Consider the following 22858-nt stretch of genomic DNA (forward strand, 5'->3'; position numbering starts at 1 on the left):
CGGGGCCTTCCTTCGTTCGTGAGGATGGTGCTGACGTCCCCTCGAGCAGGTCGTGACGTCGTGAGGCCTAGGGAGCGAACAGGCCCTGGTAGACCTCGTGAAGCCAGGTCAGCAGCGCAGAATCCGTCAGGTCCTCCCCGCCCAGCCTCGCGGTCTGGGGCTTGGGCAGCAGAATCTGCTGCAGGCTCTCCTTGTACTGGGCGCCCTTGTACATACGTTCCATGCGCAGCTGCCTCGACTCCGGCAGCTCTTGCACGGGGGCAAACCGAATGAACTTGCCCTGGACTCCCACATCAGTGATGCCCACGGTTCGCACGCGATTGCGGAAGCGCGCCACCTCGACGAGGTTCTGAGCGGCCTCCGGCAGCTCGCCGTAGCGGTCAGTCCACTCCGTGACGACCTCGTCGACCTTCTCGTCCGTATCTGCGGCGGCAAGTTTGCGGTAGCCCTCCAGCCGCAGCGGCTCCGAGGGCACAAACTCAGTCGGCAGATGTGCGTTGACCGGCAGTTCGATCTTGACCTCCTGGGGCTGGGTGTCCTCCTCGCCTCGGTAGTCAGCCACCGCCTCCCCGACCATTCGCAGGTAGAGATCGAACCCGACTCCTTCAATGTGCCCGGATTGTTCTCCACCGAGCAGGTTTCCGGCGCCGCGCAGCTGAAGGTCCTTCTTGGCCAGCTGGAAGCCTGCGCCGAGCTCATTGTGAGCAGCGACCGCCTTCAGCCGTTCCAGTGCGTCCTCACCCAGGGGCTTCTCCGCCGGATACAGGAAGTAGGCATACGCCCGCTCGCGGGAGCGTCCCACGCGTCCGCGCAGCTGATGCAGCTGAGAGAGTCCGAAGGCCGATGCCCGGTCCACGATGAGCGTATTAGCGTTGGAGATGTCCAGGCCAGTCTCGATGATGGTGGTTGAGACCAGCACGTCGAACCGGCGCTCCCAGAAGTCATTGACGATCTGCTCCAGGCGCGCCTCGCCCATCTGGCCGTGAGCAACCTCGACCCGTGCCTCCGGCACGAGCTCACGGACCCGGGCGGCCACCCGGTCAATGTCCGCGACCCGGTTGTGGACGTAGAACACCTGCCCCTCGCGCATCAGCTCCCTGCGCACAGCCGCCGAGACCTGCTTGTCCGTATAGGGGCCCACGTAGGTGAGCACCGGGTGGCGTTCCTCGGGCGGAGTGTTCAGCTCGGAGGTCTCACGAATACCCGCCAGAGACATCTCCAAGGTGCGCGGAATCGGGGTCGCGGTCATGGCCAGGACATCCACGTTGGTGCGCATCTTCTTCAGCTGCTCTTTGTGCTCGACGCCGAAGCGCTGCTCCTCGTCGATGATGACCAGGCCCAGGTCTTTGAACTGGACCTCCTTGGAGAGCAGGCGGTGGGTCCCGACGACGACGTCGATGCTCCCCTCCTTCAGTCCCTGCATGACTTCCTTCGACTCCTTGGTCGTCTGGAAGCGTGAGAGGGCGCGCACGCGCACGGGGAAGCCTGCGTAGCGTTCGGTGAACGTCTCATAGTGCTGTGAGACCAGCAGGGTTGTCGGCACCAGAACGGCCACCTGCTTGCCGTCCTGCACAGCCTTGAACGCGGCACGGATGGCGATCTCCGTCTTGCCGAAGCCCACGTCTCCGGAGATGAGCCGGTCCATGGGGACTTCCGCCTCCATGTCGCGCTTGACCTCTTCCATTGCGGAGAGCTGGTCCGGGGTCTCCACATAGGGGAAGGCGTCCTCGAGCTCGTTCTGCCACGGGGTGTCCGGGCTGAAGGCGTGCCCGCGCGATGCCATGCGCGCGGCGTAGAGCCGGATGAGCTCAGCGGCGATCTCCTTGACCGCCTTCTTCGCCTTGCGCTTAGTCGCAGCCCAGTCACTGCCGCCCATCTTGGAGAGCTTGGGCTCATCGCCGCCGACGTACTGGGAGACCTGATCCAGCTGGTCGGTGGGGACCATCAGGCGGTCCTTGGGACCGTTGCGCTTGGACGGGGCGTACTCCAGCACCATGTACTCCCGCATGCCCGCGGTACCGGCACGGATGGCCTGCGGCGAGCCCACAGGACGCTGGATCAGCTCCACGAACTGGCCCACGCCGTGCTGCTCGTGGACCACAAAGTCACCCTTGGAGAGGCTCAGCGGGTCCACCGCGTTCTTCCGGCGTCGGGCAGCGCGTCGGCCGCCGCGCGATCCGTCCTGGCGGATCGAGCGCCCGAGCATCTCCGACTCGGTCAGCAGCGCAAGCTGCAGCTCATCCAGCGCGAAGCCTTCGGAGACGTTGGCGGTGGTGACGGTGATGACTCCCGGGGCAGGAGCAGAGGTCAGAGTCTCGACCAGTTCGTGCGGCACCGAGTGCTCGTCGAGGAGCTCCGCAACACGTGCCGCTGAGCCCGACCCTGCGGTGGTCACCACAACCGACCACTGGTCCCGGGCACGGCCGGCGAGGAACTCCATGACCTGTTCCACGCTGCCCCGGTAACCGATGGGCTCACGCGAGGCGATGGAGACGATGTCAGCGTCCTGCTCAAGTTCGGCATCGAGGCCCAGGGAGGTGATGGACCACCATCCGCTGCCGTGGTTCAGAGAAGCTTCCCTGGTATCGGCGAGGGTGGCGAATGCACCGGACTCCAGGGAGTTCTGCTCGTCCTCCGTGATCGTCAAGGGCGCAGCAGCACCGTCGGAGGAGGCCTGCCACGCCGCGGCCAGGAACTCTTCATTGGTGGCGGCCAGGTCATGGGCACGTGTGCGGACCTTCTCCGGCTCCACCAGCAGCGTCAGCGAACCTTCGGGCAGCTCAGCCACCAGTGGAACCATCTTCTCCGCGAGAACCGGCGTGAGAGACTCCATGCCTTCGGCGGCCTGCTTCTGACTGATCTTCTCCAGCAGATCCACGGCGTGGGGCATGGTGGCCATGAGCGCTTTGGCACGCGCGGCGACGTCGTCGGTGATCAGCAGCTCACGGCACGGAACCGCGTGCAGGGTCTGCGGAGCCTCCTCCGACTCCAGGGACAGCTGGTCGGCCACGGAGAACCAGCGCATCTGCTCGACCTCGTCGCCGAAGAACTCCACACGCACCGGGTGGGTCTCATTCGGGGGGAAGATGTCGAGGATGCCACCGCGCACGGCGAACTCGCCGCGGCGCGTCACCATGTCCACACGGCTGTAGGCGGCGCCGGCCAGACGAGCGACGACGTCGTCGAACTCGTAGAACTCCCCGGTGCTCAGCGTCACCGGCTGCAGGTCCCCCAGACCGGCCACGATCGGCTGGATCACCGCGCGGACAGGTGCGACGACGACGTCAATCTTCCCCGCCTCCTCGGGGTGGGCGAGCCGACGCAGCACGCCCAGGCGACGGCCGACCGTGTCCGAGCGTGGGGACAGTCGTTCATGGGGCAGTGTTTCCCAGGACGGGAAGTGGGCCACCTGCGCCTCGGGTGCGAAGGCCGTCAGGGACGAGACCAGCTCATCGGCCTCGCGTTCAGTAGCGGTCACAGCCAGCACTACGCCCTCCGGGTGGGCGGAGCGCAGGCCTTGAGAGATCTCGGCCAGCAGCGCGGGGCGGAGTCCTGCGGTCGCCGCGATCTGGAGTTCGTCAGTTCGCTCGGCCGCGGGGTGCTGCGCCGCTGAGACCACGCGGGCGTAGGAAGAGCTTGCCGTCAGGGCCGCGCGCAGACCAGAAAGAGCCATGGAGAGAGTAAGCCTCGCTTGCAACGAATAAGAGGAAGGGATTCGACCGCAGACCAGAATACCCGTCATGGCTGGGCACAGGCACCTGACCGATTTCCGCTAGACGCAGGGGCAAGCAGAGGGTGGGATAAGGGGTATGGATGAGCGCATGCAGGTGGCCGAAGGGAACTGGGCTGTGCAGTACCGAGCTGTGCAGTCCCGGGACACCCGGTTCGACGGCCAGTTCGTTTTTGCGGTCTCCTCAACGGGTATCTACTGCCGCCCCTCCTGCCCGGCGCGAACGCCCAAGCCTGAGAACGTCAGGTTCTTCTCCACCTCAGCCGCGGCTCATGAGGCCGGGTATCGTGCGTGCAAACGCTGCCTGCCCGAGGCGACTTCGGGAACACCGGAGTGGAACCTGCGGCACGATCTCGTGGGACGTGCGATGCGTTTGATACGTGACGGGGTGATGAACGACGGCGGCGTGGAGGCTCTGAGCCAGCGACTGGGGTACAGCCCCCGCCATCTGACCCGGGCCCTGAGGGAGGAGCTCGGCGCCGGCCCTGCCGCATTGGCACGGATTCATCGCGCCCAGACAGCCCGGTCCCTGCTGCTGAGCACCGATCTCACGGCGGCCGAGATCGCCTTTGCCTCCGGCTTCGGCTCGGTGCGTCAGTTCAATGACACGATGCGAACGGTTTTCGACGCCACACCGCGACAGATCCGGGCACGACGTCGTCCTGCCTCTGCACCGGCGCTGCGCAACTCTGGGCCCGCCATCGACCTTCCAGGTCACCCAGGGGCGCCGGAGCCGGCGCTGACCGTGCCACTGGCCCTGCCGGTACGCCATCCCTTCGACGCCCATGGTGTCTTCACATTTCTCGCCGAACGCGCGCTGTCCGGTATGGAGACGGCGCAGATACAGAGCCAGCGCCTGGTCTACGCCAGAACCCTGTGGCTGCCTCATGGACCGGGCGCCGTGGAGATCACCGCCGTACAGCGCGGTGGTCGCTGGGACCTATACCTTCGCTGCGAACTAACCTCCCTGGCGGACACGGCTGCCGCGGTGGCAGCAGCACGGCGCCTGATGGATCTGGACGCCGATCCTGAGGCTGTCGATACCGCGTTGTCCCGCGACCCGCACCTGGCGGCTGCTGTCGGGAAACGGCCGGGGATACGCCTGCCCGGCAGCGTAGACGCGGCCGAATACCTTGTGCGCGCGATCGCCGGCCAGCAGATCTCCGTTCGGGCAGCCAGGGGCCATCTCACCCGGATGGAGGCCCTGTTGGGACGTCCCTACGCGTCGTCTTTTCCAGGCCTGGATCGTCTCTTCCCCACGATGGAGGACATCCTGGCCGGGATTCCCGAACAGACACCCGGGCGGCCCCCGGATCCCGAACGCCCGCTGCGGCTTCCCGCACGCTCGATCCGTACCATCCGCATCGCCGCTCAGGCCGTGCTCGACGGCACTCTCGATCTGCATCCGGGAGTCCATCCCGAAGCCCTGCGGAAGGCGCTGGTTGAGCTGCCCGGCATCGGAGAATGGACCGCGGCCTATCTCCTGCTGCGCACCCAGTCTCATCCAGATGTCTGGATGACCGGTGACGTCGCGCTGATCGCCGGCGCCAAAGCCCTAGGTCTCCTGACCGAAGACCAGTCCGGTCCCCCCGCTCATCGGGCCCTCGCCGAGCAGGCGCGCAGGTGGGCGCCCTGGCGCTCCTATGCCGCCATGCACTTGTGGGCATCAGTGCCCCCTCCCGCGAAAGGACAGCGTCCATGAACACGATCACCGTCAGCGCCACGACCACCCCGGACGGTGTGTTCACCGTACTCAGCGACCCGGACCATGTGCTCGCGGCGGGATGGACATCCGATCCTGAATCGCTGCTGGCGCTCGTTCATCCCAGCCTGCGAGCACCTCTGATCGGCCGCGGCTCCCGTTCGTCATCGTCCTCAGGGACCGCGGTCCAGGCACTGCAGGCCGTGGACGCCTACTACCAGGGAGAGCCTGCGTTACTGCGAACTGTGCCGGTGAGGCAGCGTTCCACGCCGTTTCGTGAACTCGCCTGGGCCGTACTGCACGACGTTGAGCTGGGCGCGCCGCTGACCTACAGCCAGTACGCGGCTCGCATCGGCCGACCCTCCGCTGTGCGCGCCGCTGCTGCGGCCTGTGCTGTCAATGCTGCGGCCCTGTTCGTTCCCTGTCACCGCGTCCTGCGCACCGATGGGACCCTGGGCGGCTTCCGGTACGGGCTGCCGCTAAAGCACCGTCTCCTGCAGCGGGAAGAGGACTTTCTGCGGGAGACGACGGTGCCGCGTGCGCACGTCGCGGCCAGACCATGAAGCGGCGCTGAACGTTGAGGAAGGAACCCTCGCTTGTCTCAAGGCCTGCAAACCGCAAAGATCTGTCTGTGACGCCTCGCACTCCCGCGCCGGCCCTCCCAGAGGCCTCCGGCGCGCCCTCCCCCTCCCGCTCGATGCTGCCCCTGGGCGCTGTCCTTCTCACCGTGCTGATGTGGGCCTCGACCTTCGTCATCATGCGGTGGGCCGCGCCCGACATCGGGCCCGGTCCTCTCGCACTGCTTCGGCTGATCGCCGGATCGGCCACGCTGACCCTGCTCGTGCTGTGGATGCGACGAGGACGCCCCATCCTGCCTCGCGGTCGTGGACTATGGCTGACAGCAGCCTTCGGGGTGACCTGGTTCGCCGTCTACACCCTGGTCTTCAACTGGGCAGGTCACTTCCTCGACGCCGGCACGGTCGCTATGGTGGTCAACTTCGCTCCCCTGATGGTGGGGATCGGAGCGGTGGTGTTCTTCAAGGAGGAGTTCTCGCGCAAGCTGTATACGGGGATGCTCATCTCCTTAACCGGCATCGGTCTGATCACCCTGGCAGGCAGCACCGGACAGCTGGCGCTCGCAGGCCTTGCCGTGGCCTTCGTCGCGGCGCTGCTCTACGCCGGGGGCATGCTCCTGCAGAAGCTCGTGCTGAGGGACGTGGACCCTCTGACGGCCACGTGGCTGGGGTGCATGGCCGGAACTATCGCCCTGCTGCCTTTTGCCCACAGCACCGTGACGGCCTGGGGCGAACTGCCGGCTGAGACGATGCTCGCCGCAATCTACATGGGCATCGGGCCTTCGGCTCTGGGCTTCTGGTTCTGGGGGTACGCGATGAACCACTTCCCCACCGGAAAGGTTGCCTCGGCGACGCTTGCTGTTCCCGCCGTCGTCGTGATCATGTCCGCCCTGACCCTGGGAGAGGTCCCGCCCCTGCTGGCGATCATCGGCGGAGCCGTCTGCCTCACAGGTGTGGGCATCGCGCAGCTGCGCCGGCCCCGTCGCCGCCGCCCAGGTCAGGCGACGCACGCGGCCCAGATGACGTAAAAAGTCGCGGGCAGGACGATCTCTGCCTACGTGCGTTACCCTAGTTCTGCTTCCAGAGAGTGACGGCGAGGTAACACCAACCTCACAGGATCCTTTATTCGTCACTCACCAACCCCATGTTCACGGGTGGTTCAGGATCACGAAGCGGCCTGTTTCCTTGGCGCGGCAGCACCCACGCCGTGCGAAGTTGTTCGGAACGGGCAAGAGCAGCAGTGGAGACCCCATATCTGTGATTGAACTCAAGGACGTCCGCAAGGTCTATCCCGGCGGCGTCACCGCCCTTGACTCTGTCAACCTCAGCATCGGCGCCGGCAGCATCCATGGCATCGTCGGCCGCTCCGGCGCGGGCAAGTCCACGCTGATCCGATGCCTGACGGGCCTGGAGAAGATCACCTCCGGCAGCATCAGCATCGACGGAAAGAGCATGGACGGGGCCACCGGCGCCGAGCTCATGAAGGCACGTCGTGCCATCGGCATGGTCTTCCAGCACGTGAACCTCCTGGATTCCCGGACCGCGGCCAAGAACATCGCCCATCCGCTGGAGATTGCTGGCGTCCCGCGCTCCCAGCGCCGGGCACGGGTCAAGGAGCTGCTGGAGCTGGTGGGGCTGTCAGACCGGGCTGATAACTACCCGTCCCAGCTCTCGGGAGGCCAGAAGCAGCGCGTCGGCATTGCTCGCGCCCTGGCGGCAGAGCCCCGCGTCCTGCTCTGTGACGAACCGACCTCCGCCCTGGACTCGGCGACTACGCGCCAGATCCTTCAACTGATCCGCTCCCTGCGAGACCGACTGGGAATCACGGTCATCATCATCACCCACGAGATGTCGGTGGTGCGCGAGGTCTGCGACTCCGTCTCGCTACTGGAGAACGGCCGCGTCAGTCGCAGCGGCGATCTGCTCGAGGTCATCTCCGACACCTCGTCACCGCTGTCCAAGGAGCTCATCTCCCTGCCTCCCACAGCCGCACTTGAGCCGGGTCAGCAGCTCATCGAAGTGCTGCTCGCAGAATCCGACCAGGTCCGGCACATCGGAGATCTCTTCGCCCTCCTTTCCGAGCACGCCCTCGATGTCCGTGTTGAGGCCGGCTCCATCGAGACCATCCAGGGAAAACAAGTCGGAAGGCTCCATCTCCGTCCTGCTGACCCCCTGAGCGCACAGCGCGCTCTGGACGTGCTCAGCACAGCCGGACTCCACGCCGAGATCACCACTGCCGAGGAAGTGGCAGCCGAACAGGCTGCCGCCGAAGCGCAAGAGGAGGAGAACCGCTGATGCTCTCTGCCAGCGAGCAGCTGTGGCTCGAGAACCCCGTCATCGAGCGCTTCCTCATCGACGCGATCCTCGAGACGCTCTACATGACCGGCGCCACGGGCCTCTTCACCGCTCTGTTCGGCCTTCCCCTGGGAATCCTGCTGTTCAACGTCGGCCCCAAAGGTCTCAAACCCATGGGCCTGCTCTACCGCGTGCTCAGCGTCATTGTCGACTTCGCCCGCGCTGTCCCGTTCATCATCCTCATGATCTGGATCATCCCCTTCACCCGACTAATCGTGGGTTCCGCGATCGGCTGGGAGGCCGCAGTCGTGCCGCTGACCATCGGGGCCATACCGTTCTTCGCACGGATGGTGGAGAACTCGCTGCGCGAGGTCTCCTGGGGCAAGGTTGAGGCAGTGCGCATGATGGGCGCCTCGGACCTGCACGTGACGTGGAACGTCCTGTTGCGCGAAGGACTGCCGGGGATTGTCGGAGGCTTCACCATCACCATCGTCACCCTCATCAGCTTCACCGCTATGGCCGGGGCTGTCGGCGGTGGCGGCTTGGGGCAGCTGGCCATCAACTACGGATACAACCGCTACATGGGCGATGTCATGCTGCTCTGCGTGATTCTGCTGGTCATCATCGTCACGGCGGTGCAGTACACCGGTAACTTCATCGCCCGTCGCATCGACCATCGCTGATCCTCTTCTGCGGAAGAGACGCCCAGCTTTCGAGTTTCGCTCACCATTGAAAGGAACGCACACCATGTCACACCGCACCTTCCGCTCCCTTGGCATCGCGGCCACCGCTGCGGCAGCCCTAGTGCTCTCCGCCTGCGGCGGCAACGGCAACGGCGACGACGCCGAAGAGGGTCAGGCCGGCACCGAGAATGAGGAGGGCCTGGTCGAACTGACCGTCGGGGTCTCTCCTGTTCCGCACGGTCAGATTCTGCAGTTCATCAACGACGAGCTGGCCGAAGAGGCCGGACTCTCCCTGCAGATCGAGGAGTTCACGGACTACCAGATCCCCAACGAGGCCCTGGACTCCGGCGAGCTCGATGCCAACTACTTCCAGCACGAGCCCTGGTTCGACGCTGAGGTGGAGCAGCACGGCTACGACATCGTCCACTTTGAAGGCGTGCACATCGAGCCCTTCGCTCTCTACTCCTCGCAGTACGACGACGTCGCCGACCTTCCCGAGGGTGCGACCATCGCATTGAACAACGACCCCTCCAACCAGGCGCGTGGCCTGGTGCTGCTGCAGGATGCAGGTCTGATCACCCTGGACTCAGGCGTGGACGAGCAGTCCGCCACTATTCTCGATGTCCAGGACAACCCGCAGGACTTCACCTTCATCGAGGCCGATGCCGCCGCTCTGACGCGCACCCTCGACGATGTGGATGCGGCTGTCATCAACGGCAACTTCGCCATGGAGGCGGGCCTGTCCCCCACCGAGGACGGCCTGCTGGTCGAGTCCGGCGAGGACAACCCCTACGCCAACTTCCTCGCCGTGCGCAGCGAGGACGAGGACAACGAGGCCATCGCTACGCTGCAGGAGCTGCTGACCTCGGATGAGGTCCGTGACTACATCGAGGAGAACTGGACCGACGGCGAAGTTCTGCCCGCCTTCTGAGCACCACAGAGTGAGCAGGGACGAGTTCCCTGACGGATCATCTATCGGCCGCCGATGCCCCAACAGGGCCTCGGCGGCCTTTCCGTGTGCCGGAGCAAGGCCCGACGCAGGAGAAATTACTCGGCGGGGTTGTAGATCACCGCCATGAAGAGGGGCCAGCCGGTCTCCTCATGGACGATACGCAGCGTATAGGGCCTGTCGACGCGCAGCTCCACCGGGTCCTCCTCCTCCAAGGGTCCGGAGGTGATCATGGAGATTTCAGTGACACCGGCCGCCACAGTGCCCTCTTCATCCACCTGGAGCACCACCTGGTGGGACACTTGCCCCAACTCCCCCGCTGCCAGGGGCGAGAGATCGTCTCCGCCAACGGTGGCTGCCAGTCCCTGGTCCTGGAGTAGCGGAATCAGCTCCGCGCTGGTCTCCAGGTCCAGGACGGGCATCGTCACATCTACCCGCTGGGAGGTACCCGCCTCGCCGAACGCTTCGTCGATGGCGGCCCAGTCCCGGGCGGTGAACTGGGCAGGGTCCGTTCCGGCGTCGGGGAGCACCACATCCATCGAGAATCTCTCGGTGTAGGGCAGGCGCACGGCCTGGGCCCCGTCGTGCTCGGCATAGGGGACATCCACCGTCTGGCGCATCATGGGCACCTCAACCGTGCCGCCGGAGAGAGTGGTGAACTCCCGGTCCGCGGTGTTCGCCGGGTCAAAGGGTGAGCGCCACTGAGCTGCCATGAGCACCGCGTTCTGCAGGACAAACTCGATGTTGGGATCAGGGGCGACGATGGCGGACTCCTCGATCAGACCTCCGGTGTGATGATGGACCCAGGCATCGAGGAGTTCCTTGGACTCCGCGTCCCCGAAGTCGGTACTGACGAGTCCGGCATCAAAGTAGCGTGACAACGCATCCAGTACGTCGTCGTCGACATCCGCTCCCTGTTGCAACACGAGCTGATTCGCCAGGTGAAGCAGCGGTGCCTCGGGCAGCTCCTCGTCCTGGACCAGCGCAGGGTCGCCGTCATAGTCCAGCACAGCACTTTGCAGGGCGCTGAAGGCATGGGAGCGCTCGTCACCGGCAGCACCGAGGAACTCGTCCAGCTCGGCCGCCGCCGGGCCCTGTGCTCCTTCGGCGAGCATGGCCAGCGCGACCGTCAGCGAGGCTGGAGAGATGACCGCGTTGGTCTCTCCCTGACTCAGGTCCGCCAGCGCCGAGGTTCCAAACGCAGTGGTGCGGTCCACGACGTCGGCGACTGCCGTGGCGGAGGAAAGCGACGCCGGTTCATAGACGACGTCTGAGCGAATGTCGTGCTGCTGCGGATCCGGTGCCGTCTCGGCACCGCAGGACGTCAGCGCTAAGCCGCCCAGCGCCGCGCCGGCTAGTGCCGTGCGAGAAATATTCACACCCCGTGCCATATCCGAAGCATACAGAACGGGCGGTAGCTGAGTCAGGGGTTGAGAATCAGACTGCGGTGGCCCGCGCGTGAACCACCGGCAACTGGAACGACAGCCCGACGGGTGGTCAAGAGCGAACACCGATCGCGGCAGGCGACTAGCCCCCACATACAGAAGGAGCCCCGGATATCCGGAGCTCCTTGTTCATCTGAGTGGAGGTAACGGGACTCGAACCCGTGACCTTCTGCATGCCATGCAGACGCGCTACCAGCTGCGCCATACCCCCATATTTAGCTCTTTTGCCTTTCGGACCTCGCCGTTGGCAACCCCTATACTTTACACCGCTGAGGTGAACCCAGGCAAATCGGCGCGATTATCACCCAAGCTCCCTAGGCGACCTCGGACTCGTCCGTTTCGATACCGAGATCCACCTTCGGCACATCCGCGTAGAGGCGGTCCAGGCCATAGACGGCGCGCTCCTCCTCATGCTGAACGTGAACCACCATGTGGCCGTAGTCCATCAACACCCAGGTTCCGGAATCCCGGCCTTCCCGGCGCAGGGGGGCCGAACCGTGCTTCTCCTTGAGCTGGACCTCGATCTCGTCGCAGATAGCGTTGATCTGCCGGTCGGAGGGAGCCGAGCACACGAGGAAGGCGTCTGTGATGCCCAGGCGCTCCCCGACGTCGTAGCCGAAGATATTCGTGGCCAACTTATCGGATGCCGCAGCCGCGGCCGTGCGCAGCTCGGCCAGTACAAGGTCAGGAACAGTCATAGTCACTCCAGATCAGAGCACAAAATAGATCACGAGGCCGATGGCGATCACCAGCAGCACAGAAAGGATGATGACCAACCAGAGCAGCATGTTCTGACGGTCCGCCTGGCGGGAGGTCTCATCCACCAGCTTGTCCAGGTCGAGCCCGTGGGCTCCGCGCGCATGGACGGGCTCAATCGAACCCGTCGCGTATTCGGTGTACTCCCCCTCATCTTCGAGGGAGTCGCGCAGGGTCTTGCGGGTAATGACCTCCGACTCGGGGCGCTCCCGGCGACGCCGTTTGCGCTCCTCACGTTCGGCGGCTTCCCGTTCCTGCCGCTGGCGCTCCTGGTTAGCCTGCATGGCCTTGGCGGCCAGGGCCTGCTGCTTCTTCAGCAGCTCCGGATCCACCGTCCCTGGATCATCGATCCGTGCGATCGCACCGGTGACCTGGTCCAGCTCCGCCAGCAGTTCCGGGCTCATGCGCGGGATGGACTCGGTGTCGCGCAGCAGACGGCGTGCACGGCGCGAGGCCGGCACGGGAGCCTCCTCCTCGACACCGGCCTCGGGAGTCTCAGCCGACTTGGCCGATGCTGTGGAGTCGTCCTTCGCCCTGTCTCCGGAGGGCGTCTCTTCCGACGACGAATCCTGAGCGGATGCCTCCGCAGGAGCTGATTCGTCGGTGTCATCGGACAGTTCGCCCAGATCCTCCAGCGGGAGGTCGATGAGTTCAGTGACGGCATCCGCCACGTCCTCCTCGGGACGCGCGGGGTCTTCATCAACCGCGGGCTCAGGAAGCGGCGCCTCTGGGGCCTCCGCCTCGGAGCTATCAGTGCTCTCGGGCTCTGTTGTGGGCTCCTCGTCTGCGCCGGAGTCGACCGCGTCAGCGATCTCCTCTTCCGGCCGTGCGGGATCCTCGTCCGCGGTCGGTTCGGGCAGCGGCGACTCCGTGGTGGGGTGCTCCCCCTCCAGCTCGTCGTCAGTGCTGGGATCCAGCTCGTCCTCGGACGCGGCGTCCTCTTCGGGCTGAGCCTCAGAGCTGCCACCGGACTCGGCTGCCTCAACGGCATCTACGGTCCGATGCAGTTCCTCCTCTGCGGGGGAATCGTCGGCCACGGGAGAATGTGCCGGCTCATCCTGCTCCGCGGCATCAACTGACTCATCAGCGCTTTGGGAACCCGGAAAGCCTGCAACGGCGGCGGCCTCGTCGGCCTCGACGGCGGGGTTCTGCTCAACGCTCGCATCCGCCACTGTATCGACGTCGGCGTCGACGAACTCCGCCTCCTGGTCCAGCTCTGCACCGGAGGCCAGGGTGTCCTCGGCGGCCTGAGCCTCCTCCTGGGCCTCACGCTGAGCTGCCAGCTCGGCTTCACGGCGACGGCGCAGTTCCTTTCGGGAGACAGGCAGATAGCGCGAACGCAGGTCATCGCCTGCGTCCGGGAACTGCTCGTCGTAGTCCGCGCTCATCGTGAAGCCTCCTGGTGGTTTTCGTCCATGGTATGCGTTTGCGACTCCTCCGACGTGGTGTTCAGAGCGCGTGTGGCCGAATTCTCCCGGTAGAGACGATGTTTGGTGATGTACTGCACCACGCCGTCGGGGACGAGGTACCAGACTGGCTTGCCCGCCTTGGCGCGGGCACGCAGATCAGTAGAGCTGATGGCCATCGCTGGAATCTCCATCAGAGAGATCTGCTCGGTGCGGCCAAAGTCCTCACTGACGTATCCGGGGCGCGTGACGGAGACGAAGTGGGCCAGCTCCCAGAGCTCCTCCACGTTCTTCCACGACATGATCTGGGCCATCGCGTCTGCCCCGGTGATGAAGAACAGCTCGGCCTCGGGATAGAGCCGGGCAAAGTCGCGCAGCGTATCAATGGTGTAGGTGGGGCCGCCTCGGTCAATATCCACGCGGGATACCGTGAACCGCGGATTGGAGGCGGTCGCAATGACCGTCAGCAGATACCGGTGCTCGGCCTCGGTGACCTCGCGGTCGGCCTTCTGCCACGGCTGCCCAGTGGGCACGAAGATGACTTCATCCAGATTGAACTCGGCAGCCACCTCTGAGGCGGCCACCAGGTGCCCGTGGTGGATCGGGTCAAACGTGCCGCCCATGATGCCCAGGCGCAGACGTCGTCGTCCGTCCTCCGGCAGCTGAGATGAGGAGAGGCGTGAGATCAAGGAGTCTCTTCGAATCCCCGTCAGTGGTCGCTGTTGGGGTCAGCCGGCAGTTTCTTGCCCTTGTTGGCAAAGCCGAGGGTGACCAGCAGCGCCAGCATCAGCAGAATGAACATGATCACGCCGAACCACTCGGCGGGCATCGGCAGCTCGTATCCGTGGTTCTCATCGGCCAGCAGCGCAAGAATGGGCAGGTTCATGCCTCTCCTCTACTCGTCAAAGTCGTTGACTGAAAATCTTCCCCACAGTCTACAGGGGATCACTGCTGACGCAGGTCAGCTCCGCACGGCACGGCGTCCGCACTCTCCAGGGAGGCCGCAGTGCCCGCTTCTAGGGACGGATCTGTCCCTCACCGCGGACGATCCACTTGGCAGTGGACAGTTCGCCCATCCCCATGGGTCCGCGGGCATGCATCTTCTGAGTGGAGATGCCAACCTCCGCACCGAGGCCGAACTGTCCGCCGTCGGTAAACCGGGTGGAGGCGTTGACTACTACGGCGGCTGCATCGACCTCGGCCACGAAGCGGTCCGCATGGGTGACCGAGTCGGTGATGATGGCCTCAGTGTGTCCGCTGGAGTACCGGGTGATGTGGGCGATGGCCTCATCGAGGGAGTCGACCACCCCCACTGCCATCTCCAGGTCATGGAACTCCGTAGCGAAATGCTCTTCCGTCACCTCGGTGACGGCACCGGCGGTGTCCGGAGAGCTGGTGTTGGCGGGCATCTCCTCGGGCAGCCAGTCACGCGCCCGGGGGTCCACGTGTAGCGTCACTCCCGCCCGGTGCAGGACGCCCAGGGCTTCACGCCCCGCGGCTTCCGCCTGCGCGTGCAGGAGCAGGGTCTCGGCGGCGTTGCACACGCTGGGCCGGGAGGTCTTGGCGTTGAGCACGATGTCGCGGGTGGTCTCGGGGTCGGCTGAGGCATCCACGTAGATGTGTACGTTGCCCTCGCCGGTCTCGATCACGGGTACGCGGGAGTTCTGGACGACGTGCTGAATCAGCTCGCGCCCGCCGCGGGGAATGAGGACGTCCACGCTGCCCCGAGTTGTCATGAGCTCGGTGGCTCCCTCGCGTCCATAGGCGTCGATGGACTGCACCGCGTCGACCGGGACTCGCGTCGAGCGCAGCGCCTCACGCAGGATGGACAGGAGCATCTCGTTGGTCTTCTGGGCCGCGGAGCCGCCGCGCAGCACTGCGGCGTTTCCGGACTTCAGCGCCAGGGCGGCAATATCGACGGTGACGTTGGGCCGAGCCTCGTAGATGACGCCGACCACGCCCAGGGGCACGGCGACCTGGCTCAGACGCAGGCCGTTGGGAAGGGTGCGCCCCTGCAGCACACGGCCCACCGGATCCTCCAGCCCGATGATCTCCTCCACAGAAGCGGCCAGTGCCTCGATGCGCTGCTCGGTGAGGGCGAGTCGGTCCAGCAGGGAACGGCTCATGCCGTTGTCACGGCCGCGCGCCAGGTCCTCCTCGTTGGCAGCGGTGAGTGATGTCACGGATTCACGCAGCCCAGAAGCGACCGCGGCCAGTGCGCGGTCCTTGTGATTGCGGTCCAGGCGCGCCAGGCCCCGGGAGGCTGCACGAGCACGCTGGGAGATCTCACGTATGGCCTCGGTGATCGGCTGTGCCTCCTGCTGCTGGGTCTCGGCGGTCTCGTGCTGGGTCTCAGTGCTCACAGTGTCCCCTCCAGTCTCACCATGTCATCAGTATGGACGATCGGTCGTTCATAGTCAGGTCCTAGGTCCGCACCAAGCTCCGTGGTGGAGCGGCCCAGCATCTGCGGCAGCTCTTCAGAGGAGAAGGCACTCAGCCCACGGGCACGCACCGCCCCGGCGGCGTCACAGATCTCGACGACGTCGCTGGCTTCGAAGTCGCCCTCTGCGCGGAGGATCCCCGCAGGCAGCAAGGAGCGGCGTCCCCGGACGACGGCCTGCACAGCTCCTTCATCGATGATCAGGCGCCCTTTGACGTGGGCTAGGTGCGCCAGCCATGCCAAACGGGCACCGCGACGACGCCCGCGCGCCTCGAAGAACGTACCGACCTGCTCCCCCGCGAAGAGGGCGGGAGCATTTGCGGCCGAGGTGAGCATGGCCGGAATGCCGTGGGAGGTGGCAATCTGTGCAGCCTCCACCTTGGTGACCATTCCTCCGGTGCCGACGCCGGCACGTCCACGTCGGCCCAGGGTGACGCCGTTAAGATCCTCTGGACCGCGCACACGCGCCACGGGCTGCCCGCCGGTGTCCGGAGGGCCGTCGTAGAGCGCGTCCACGTCGGAGAGCAGGATCAGGGCGTCCGCGTGGAGCAGATTGGCGGTCAGCGCGGCGAGGCGATCATTGTCGCCGAAGCGGATCTCAGCGGTGGCCACGGCGTCGTTCTCGTTGACCACGGGCACCGTACCCAGCGCCAGCAGCTTCTCCAGAGAGCGCAGGGCGTTGGTGTAAGTGGTGCGCCGGATGAGGTCGTCCACAGTGAGCAGAACTTGGGCGACTGTGGCCCGGTGCTCGGCGAAGACTCGTGTGTAGTGCGCCAGCAGCAGACCCTGCCCGACGGCGGCGGCCGCCTGTTGGGTCGCCAGGTCCGCGGGCCGGGTGCGCAGCCCCAGCGGCGCCAGTCCGGCGGCGATCGCACCGGAGGAGACAAGCACCAGCTCAGTCCCCCGTTCGCGCAGTTGCTGGCAGGCATGGACCAGGGCAGTCAGGGCCTCGAGGTTGATGCCCCCATCCAAGGTGGTCAGTGACGAGGAGCCGACTTTGACGACGACTCGCCGGGCTCCGAGCAGCTGCGCGGCCGAGCTGATCACGCCCGCCCCTCGCTGTCCTCGTCCTCCTCGGGGTTGCCCTGGGTATAGACGACTTCGACGTCGTCGTAGTCCTCATCGGCGTCGTAGGCTGCCTCCATCTCGGCACGCACCTGCGCTTTGGCTGCCCGTCGGTCGGCCTGCTCCTGGCGCTTCTCGGCACGCGTGGGCCGGTGGCTGACCTCGAACCGCAGGTCAGTGCCGCGGGCACCCTGCAGGTGCTCGGCTCCTGCGGCCATGGTGGGCTCCCAGTCGAAGACCACGCCGTCGGCCTCGGTACCGATGACCACCGCATCCCCGGGCGTTGCGCCCAGGCGGAAGAGCTCATCTTCAATGCCCAGTGCCTGCAGCCGGTCCGCCAGGTAGCCCACAGCCTCGTCATTGTTGAAGTCGGTCTGCAGGATCCACCGCTCGGGCTTGGGGCCCCGGACGCGCCAGAGGGGCACGTTGCCCTCGCCGGGCACGCCCTTCTCCTCGCGACGAATGGTGAAGCCCTTGTCGTTGATCGACTTGGGACGCACCGTCACCGGAACCGGAGCGATCTCGGTCTCTTCCTGCTCGCGTGCGGCGGCCACCAGCTCGGCCATGGCGAAGCTCAGTTCGCGCAGTCCCTTACGTGAGACGGCGGAGATCTCGAAGACGCGGTACCCGCGCTCCTCAAGCGTGGCACGGACCATCTCGGCCATCGCTTCTCCGTCCGGGAGGTCAGTCTTGTTCAGAGCCACCAGCCGGGGCCGCTGGTTCAGCGGAATTGCGCGAACGGTCTCCGGCGCATGGTCGGCCTGAGCGGTGGCGGTGACGGCGTCGGGCGCGTAGGCCTCCAGCTCAGCCTCAATCGCCTCGAGGTCGGCCAGGGGGTCGCGGTCACTCTCGAGAGTGCCGCAGTCCAGGACGTGAACGAGCGCAGCGCAGCGCTCGACGTGCCGAAGGAACTCGTGCCCCAGACCCTTGCCCTCGGCCGCTCCGGGGATGAGACCGGGGACGTCGGCGACAGTGAAACGCGTATCGCCTGCTTCGACCACACCGAGGTTGGGCACCAGGGTGGTGAAGGGATAGTCGGCGATCTTCGGACGAGCGGCTGAGATTGCCGCAATGAGGCTGGACTTACCTGCCGAGGGGAAACCGACCAGGGCGATGTCTGCCACGGACTTCAGTTCCAGCACCACCTCGCGCTCCTCGCCGGGGATGCCCAGCAGCGCGAATCCCGGCGCCTTGCGCTTCTTGGAGGCCAGCTTCGCGTTGCCCAGTCCTCCCTGGCCGCCCTCGGCTACGCGGTAGCGGGCGCCGGCACCAATGAGGTCAGCCAGCACATTGCCGTCCTTGTCTTTGACGACGGTGCCGTCAGGAACGGGGAGCTCGAGCGTGGCGCCCTTGTGGCCGTGCCGCAGGCTGCCCTCGCCCACGCCGCCGTTCTCGGCCTTGCGGTGGGGACGGTGGTGGTAGTCCAGCAGCGTCGTGGTCTGCGGGTCGACTACCAGCTCCACGTGTCCGCCGTCTCCCCCGTCGCCGCCGTCGGGTCCGCCGAGGGGCTTGAACTTCTCACGGTGCACGGAGATGCAGCCGTGGCCTCCGTTGCCGCCGGTGGCGTGCAGCACCACACGGTCTACGAAGTGTGCCATTGCTGTCTCCTTGATCTGGGATGGGTTGTGCTCGTGAAAGTGGATGCTAAAAGGCCCCGCAGCGCAATGCATGCGGGGCCCTTTGAGCTAAGGGTGTGGGGAGCCTCCCCCACGGGGTGCAGTCGCGGGCCCTGCTTACTGGGCGGCCGGGACCACGTTGACGACCTTGCGGCCGCGACGGTTGCCGAACTCCACGGAGCCGTCGGCGAGGGCGAAGAGGGTGTCATCGCCGCCGCGGCCCACATTGGTGCCGGGGTGGAACTTGGTGCCGCGCTGGCGGATGAGGATCTCACCTGCGTTGACGGACTGGCCGCCGAAGCGCTTCACGCCGAGGCGCTGTGCGTTGGAGTCGCGGCCGTTGCGAGTGGAGCTCGCGCCCTTCTTATGTGCCATAGCTGTGCCTGCCTCTCAGAAATACTGGGAAAATTCTGCGTTAAAGCCTATCGCCCGTATCAGGCGATGGAGGTCACCTTCACGCGGGTGAGCTCAGAACGGTGACCCTGGCGCTTGTGGTAGCCGGTCTTGTTCTTGAACTTGTGAATGACAATCTTCTTGCCGCGGAGGTTCTCGACGACCTCTGCGGTGACCTTGACCTTGGCCAGATCCTCGGCGGAGGTAGTGACCTTGTCCCCGTCCACCAGCATCACTGCCGGCAGCTCGATGGTGCTGCCTGCCTCGGCCGGGACGCGGTCAAGGGTCACGAGGTCTCCGACGGAAACCTTCTCCTGGCGGCCGCCTGCGCGGACAATCGCGTACACCACTTGGGACTCACTTCTCTCGTTGAACGTACTTGGGACATAGAGGCGCTGTTTTCGAACCATGAGTGGTTGATCTGCAGCGCACAAAAGACTGTGGGTGCCAGTTGACACCAGGGATCTATATTACGGGAAGCGACGCCCGGGAGCAACATGAGCACTGTTCCCGCGCGTCGTCACCGTCGGGTCAGCTGCCGCGACTGATCTGATCGGCCGTGACTCCCACCCCGAGCATCACGGGCTCCTGGGACTCTTTCGGCTCCTCGGCAGGCGTGGAGGCCGCGGCACTGGCCTGGAACGTCGCCTCATCACCCGTACTGGCAGCCGTGATCTGCTGGACCTGGCCGGAGGCACCCTGTGCGGACCCCGCAGCACGGCGACGCCGCCTGGGGGCAGCGCTACGAGCGGGAGCCTTGCCGCGTGACTCCAGAGCTTCGTCCAGCTGGTCCAGGGAGATGCTCTTTTCTGGAGCAGCAGGCTTCTCCTGGGTCTGCGCGGTTCCGCGCGGAACCTCTACGGCTTCTCCGGCGATGGTCAGAACCGGCTTCTCGCTGGGCTCCCGGCTGCTTCCGGAGTTGCCCGCTGGGGAGTCATTCTGCTCCACCTTGCCGGAGGAGGATGCTGAGCGGCGGCCGGAGCGGCGCCGGGCGGAGCGTGACTGCCCTGCCTGCTCCTGCTTGTCCTGCTCCTGATGCGGGGAGGCCTGGTCGGATGCCTCCGAGGGGGCGTCGTCGTCCTCCCCCGCACCCTTGGTGGCTGCTGCCACCTGTGCCAGGCCCTGGCGAGCGTTCTCCAGCTTCTTCAGCTCGCGCGGGTCCGGCTCGTTGGAAGAGCTCTCCGAGCCGCCCTTGTTCTTCTTCCGCCGCTTCTTGGACTTGGCCTGACGCACGTCTCCGTCAGCGGTGAAGGCAGGGCGGTTCTCCACCGGTTCGGGGTGGGTGATGATGCCCCGTCCACCACAGTGGTCACATTCGGTGGAGAACACCTCCAGCAGGCCCGTACCCATGCGCTTACGCGTCATCTGCACCAGGCCCAGGGAGGTCACCTCCGCCACCTGGTGCTTGGTGCGGTCACGGCCCAGGCACTCGACCATCCGGCGCAACACCAGATCGCGATTGGACTCCAGGACCATGTCGATGAAGTCGATGACGATGATGCCGCCGATGTCGCGCAGCCGCAGCTGGCGGACAATCTCCTCGGCAGCTTCCAGGTTGTTCTTGGTGACGGTCTCCTCGAGGTTTCCGCCGGAGCCGGTGAACTTTCCGGTGTTGACATCCACCACGGTCATCGCCTCGGTCCGGTCAAAGACCAGGGAGCCGCCGGAGGGCAGGTTGACCTTTCGGTCCAGTGCCTTGTTCAGCTGCTCGTCGATGCGGTGGTGGGCGAAGATATCCTCGGGCTTGCCCGCTTCCCGCTGAGCCTCGGGATCCCACTGGTGCAGGCGGTCAAGCAGGTGGGGTGCCACATAGGTCACGTACGCCTCGATGTTGTCCCACGTCTCCTCGCCCTGGACCTCCATCGAGGAGAAGTCCTCGTTGAAGACGTCGCGCACCACCTTGATGGTCAGGTCGGGCTCGGCGTAGAGCAGCTCAGGCGCCAGGACCTTCTTGTCGTTGGCCTGGGACTGGATGGTCTCCCACAGGGAGCGCAGCCGGTTGATGTCGTTGGTGAGCTCCTCCTCGGAGGCGCCTTCAGCTGCGGTGCGCACGATGACGCCGGCGTTCTCCGGCATCTGCTCCTTGAGGATCTTCTTCAGGCGCGCCCGCTCGGTGTCGGGCAGCTTGCGGGAGATGCCCGTCATGGAACCACCGGGGACAAACACCAGGTAGCGGCCGGGCAGGGAGACCTGACTGGTCAGGCGCGCACCCTTGTGGCCCACCGGATCCTTGGTGACCTGGACCAGCACGGAGTCGCCGGACTTCAGGGCGTTTTCGATCTTCCGGGGTGCGTTGCCGATGTTGGCGGCATCCCAGTCGACTTCCCCGGCGTAGAGCACCGCGTTGCGGCCGCGACCGATGTCCACGAAGGCGGCCTCCATGGACGGCAGCACGTTCTGCACCTTGCCCAGATAGACGTTGCCGATCAGGGAGTCCTGGGTGGTGTTGGAGACGTAGTGCTCGGCCAGCACACCGTCCTCCAGCACGCCGATCTGGATACGCTCACCGCGCTGACGGACAATCATCTTGCGGTCCACAGACTCGCGGCGGGCCAGGAACTCCGCCTCGGTGATGACCTGGCGACGACGGCCGGTGTCGCGGGAGGCACGACGGCGCTGGCGCTTGGCCTCCAGGCGCGTGGAGCCCTTCACCCCGGTCACCTTGGCGGGAGCGTTCTCAGAGACCTCGCGTGCGGCACGCACCCGAGTCACGGTGTGACCGTCCTCGGACTCTTCCTCGATCTCCATGTCCGCGGTGCCGCGACGACGACGACGCTTCTTGCGGATCACGCGGCCATCGTCGTCCGCTTCAGCGGGGCTCTCTGCAGAACCGGGGGCGGTGTCCTTGGAGGACTCCTCGGAGGTGTTCTCGTTCTGGGACTCGGAGGCTTCTGTGCGGTCCTTCTTCGCGGAGCCGCCCTTGGTGTCGCCGTCCTTGGTGTCCTGCTGGTCCTCGCCGTTACCGCCGCGCGCGTTCGCGCCGTCGTCCTCATTGCGGTTGCGATTCCGGCCTCCACGGCGGCGCTTCCGGCGGTTCTTGCGGCCTCCGCCGGAGGAGTCGGCGTCGCGATCCTCGTCCTGCTGATCCTCGAAGTAGTCATCGTCGTCGTCATCCGCGTCATCATCGACGGTCTGCCGAGCAGGCTTTGCAGGTTTAAGGGTGGAGAGATCCGGGGCCTGGAACATGACGTTCAGCGGGTCATCAACGGTGATGGCCGGCTGATCGGGGGCGGGCACCTCCTCGGGCGCCAGGGTCGCGTCCGATCCGGGGAAGCCCGGCTCCGGGGCGCTGAAAGGGTTGAAGATCTCGGTGAGTTCGTCGGAGTTCTCCGCCGATGCGCCGGCGGAGTGCTGAGTCTCTGTCATATAGGTGATGTGCTCCCGCCGTCGGTGAGCGGAGCCACACTCAACGCCTCCGACGGCTTCTCGTAACGTGAAACCTGTCCTTCACTACTAGTGCCCCGGGCGCTGCCTCATGGTGCGAGGCGCGCTCTTCACGGGGCGCTCAGCGGTGAACGCTTGCATTATCAGCCGGCGGCATCTTCTGCTCGTCTTCTCAACGACGTTCCGTGCGGACCTGATGTTCCCTTGCTTCAGTCCACGACGGGTGCCTGCCTGGCGTGAAAGCCTTCTCGAACCGCAGGTGTGGTCTGCCGATCGATCTCTCCAGTATGACACAGTGCTTGTTCCGCGGGCGGGGAAACCCCGCCGCGCTCTCGGCGAGCTCACGCTCGCCATCACGCCTGAAGCTTGTTCCGCGGGCGGGGAAACCCCGCCGCGCTCTCGGCGAGCTCACGCTCGCC

The 22858-nt window shown here is 65.7% G+C and carries 18 protein-coding genes and 1 tRNA gene; 6 read left to right on the forward strand and 13 right to left on the reverse strand.

Annotation, left to right across the window (positions count from 1 at the left end):
- Positions 1-67: 67 nt before the first annotated feature.
- The gene (gene mfd, locus RH857_RS04020) at positions 68-3673 is read right to left on the reverse strand and encodes a transcription-repair coupling factor (RefSeq protein WP_310536690.1); all 3606 of its coding nucleotides are present in this window, start codon (positions 3671-3673) and stop codon (positions 68-70) included.
- Positions 3674-3809: 136 nt separating this feature from the next.
- On the opposite strand from mfd, the gene RH857_RS04025 reads away from it, so the two are divergent.
- The 6 genes from RH857_RS04025 (at position 3810) to RH857_RS04050 (ending at position 9916) form a co-directional block, all read left to right on the forward strand.
- On the forward strand, positions 3810-5432 hold the full coding sequence (locus RH857_RS04025; RefSeq protein WP_310536691.1) for a DNA-3-methyladenine glycosylase 2 family protein: 1623 nt from the start codon (positions 3810-3812) through the stop codon (positions 5430-5432).
- A complete protein-coding gene (locus RH857_RS04030; RefSeq protein ID WP_310536692.1) occupies positions 5429-5995 on the forward strand; it encodes a methylated-DNA--[protein]-cysteine S-methyltransferase in 567 nt (188 codons plus the stop codon). Before RH857_RS04025 ends, RH857_RS04030 begins: the two co-directional genes overlap by 4 nt.
- A 68-nt stretch (positions 5996-6063) precedes the next feature.
- Positions 6064-7035, forward strand: a complete 972-nt coding sequence (locus tag RH857_RS04035) for a DMT family transporter (RefSeq protein WP_310536693.1) — start codon at positions 6064-6066, stop codon at positions 7033-7035.
- A gap of 229 nt (positions 7036-7264) precedes the next feature.
- Positions 7265-8302 (forward strand): methionine ABC transporter ATP-binding protein, encoded by a 1038-nt coding sequence (locus RH857_RS04040; RefSeq protein ID WP_310536694.1) that lies wholly within the window; start codon positions 7265-7267, stop codon positions 8300-8302.
- Positions 8302-8985: a methionine ABC transporter permease gene (locus tag RH857_RS04045; protein ID WP_310536695.1), complete on the forward strand. Its 684-nt coding sequence runs from the start codon at positions 8302-8304 to the stop codon at positions 8983-8985. Before RH857_RS04040 ends, RH857_RS04045 begins: the two co-directional genes overlap by 1 nt.
- Positions 8986-9049: 64 nt before the next feature.
- The gene (locus RH857_RS04050) at positions 9050-9916 is read left to right on the forward strand and encodes a MetQ/NlpA family ABC transporter substrate-binding protein (protein ID WP_310536696.1); all 867 of its coding nucleotides are present in this window, start codon (positions 9050-9052) and stop codon (positions 9914-9916) included.
- Positions 9917-10032: 116 nt separating this feature from the next.
- Here the strand turns inward: RH857_RS04050 and RH857_RS04055 are convergent, their stop codons facing one another.
- The 12 genes from RH857_RS04055 to RH857_RS04110 all read right to left on the reverse strand — a co-directional run bounded on the left by RH857_RS04055 (position 10033) and on the right by RH857_RS04110 (position 22421).
- Positions 10033-11325 carry a serpin family protein gene (locus tag RH857_RS04055; protein WP_310536697.1) on the reverse strand — a complete coding sequence of 431 codons (1293 nt, stop codon included), beginning with the start codon at positions 11323-11325 and terminating at the stop codon, positions 10033-10035.
- A gap of 192 nt (positions 11326-11517) precedes the next feature.
- Positions 11518-11590 (reverse strand) — tRNA-Ala (locus RH857_RS04060).
- Between the two features lie 103 nt (positions 11591-11693).
- A complete protein-coding gene (gene rsfS, locus RH857_RS04065; RefSeq protein ID WP_310536698.1) occupies positions 11694-12077 on the reverse strand; it encodes a ribosome silencing factor in 384 nt (127 codons plus the stop codon).
- 12 nt (positions 12078-12089) lie between these two features.
- Positions 12090-13523 (reverse strand): hypothetical protein, encoded by a 1434-nt coding sequence (locus RH857_RS04070; protein WP_310536699.1) that lies wholly within the window; start codon positions 13521-13523, stop codon positions 12090-12092.
- Positions 13520-14230, reverse strand: a complete 711-nt coding sequence (nadD, locus tag RH857_RS04075) for a nicotinate-nucleotide adenylyltransferase (protein ID WP_310536700.1) — start codon at positions 14228-14230, stop codon at positions 13520-13522. Before nadD ends, RH857_RS04070 begins: the two co-directional genes overlap by 4 nt.
- Positions 14231-14250: 20 nt before the next feature.
- Positions 14251-14427 (reverse strand): hypothetical protein, encoded by a 177-nt coding sequence (locus RH857_RS04080; RefSeq protein WP_310536701.1) that lies wholly within the window; start codon positions 14425-14427, stop codon positions 14251-14253.
- A gap of 130 nt (positions 14428-14557) precedes the next feature.
- Positions 14558-15904: a glutamate-5-semialdehyde dehydrogenase gene (locus tag RH857_RS04085; protein WP_310536702.1), complete on the reverse strand. Its 1347-nt coding sequence runs from the start codon at positions 15902-15904 to the stop codon at positions 14558-14560.
- Positions 15901-17028, reverse strand: coding sequence for a glutamate 5-kinase (proB, locus tag RH857_RS04090; protein ID WP_310536703.1), 1128 nt, complete (start codon positions 17026-17028; stop codon positions 15901-15903). Before proB ends, RH857_RS04085 begins: the two co-directional genes overlap by 4 nt.
- Positions 17025-18644 (reverse strand): GTPase ObgE, encoded by a 1620-nt coding sequence (gene obgE, locus RH857_RS04095; protein WP_374761115.1) that lies wholly within the window; start codon positions 18642-18644, stop codon positions 17025-17027. The genes proB and obgE overlap by 4 nt, the downstream gene beginning before the upstream one ends.
- 135 nt (positions 18645-18779) lie before the next feature.
- Positions 18780-19037 (reverse strand): 50S ribosomal protein L27, encoded by a 258-nt coding sequence (gene rpmA / locus RH857_RS04100; RefSeq protein WP_310536705.1) that lies wholly within the window; start codon positions 19035-19037, stop codon positions 18780-18782.
- 59 nt (positions 19038-19096) lie between these two features.
- The gene (gene rplU, locus RH857_RS04105) at positions 19097-19405 is read right to left on the reverse strand and encodes a 50S ribosomal protein L21 (protein WP_310536706.1); all 309 of its coding nucleotides are present in this window, start codon (positions 19403-19405) and stop codon (positions 19097-19099) included.
- A gap of 181 nt (positions 19406-19586) precedes the next feature.
- Complete coding sequence (locus RH857_RS04110; RefSeq protein WP_310536707.1) at positions 19587-22421, reverse strand: Rne/Rng family ribonuclease; 2835 nt, start codon at positions 22419-22421, stop codon at positions 19587-19589.
- Between the last annotated feature and the right edge of the window lie 437 nt (positions 22422-22858).

Origin of the sequence: Nesterenkonia flava, assembly GCF_031432335.1 — a bacterium.
Lineage (GTDB): Bacteria > Actinomycetota > Actinomycetes > Actinomycetales > Micrococcaceae > Nesterenkonia > Nesterenkonia flava.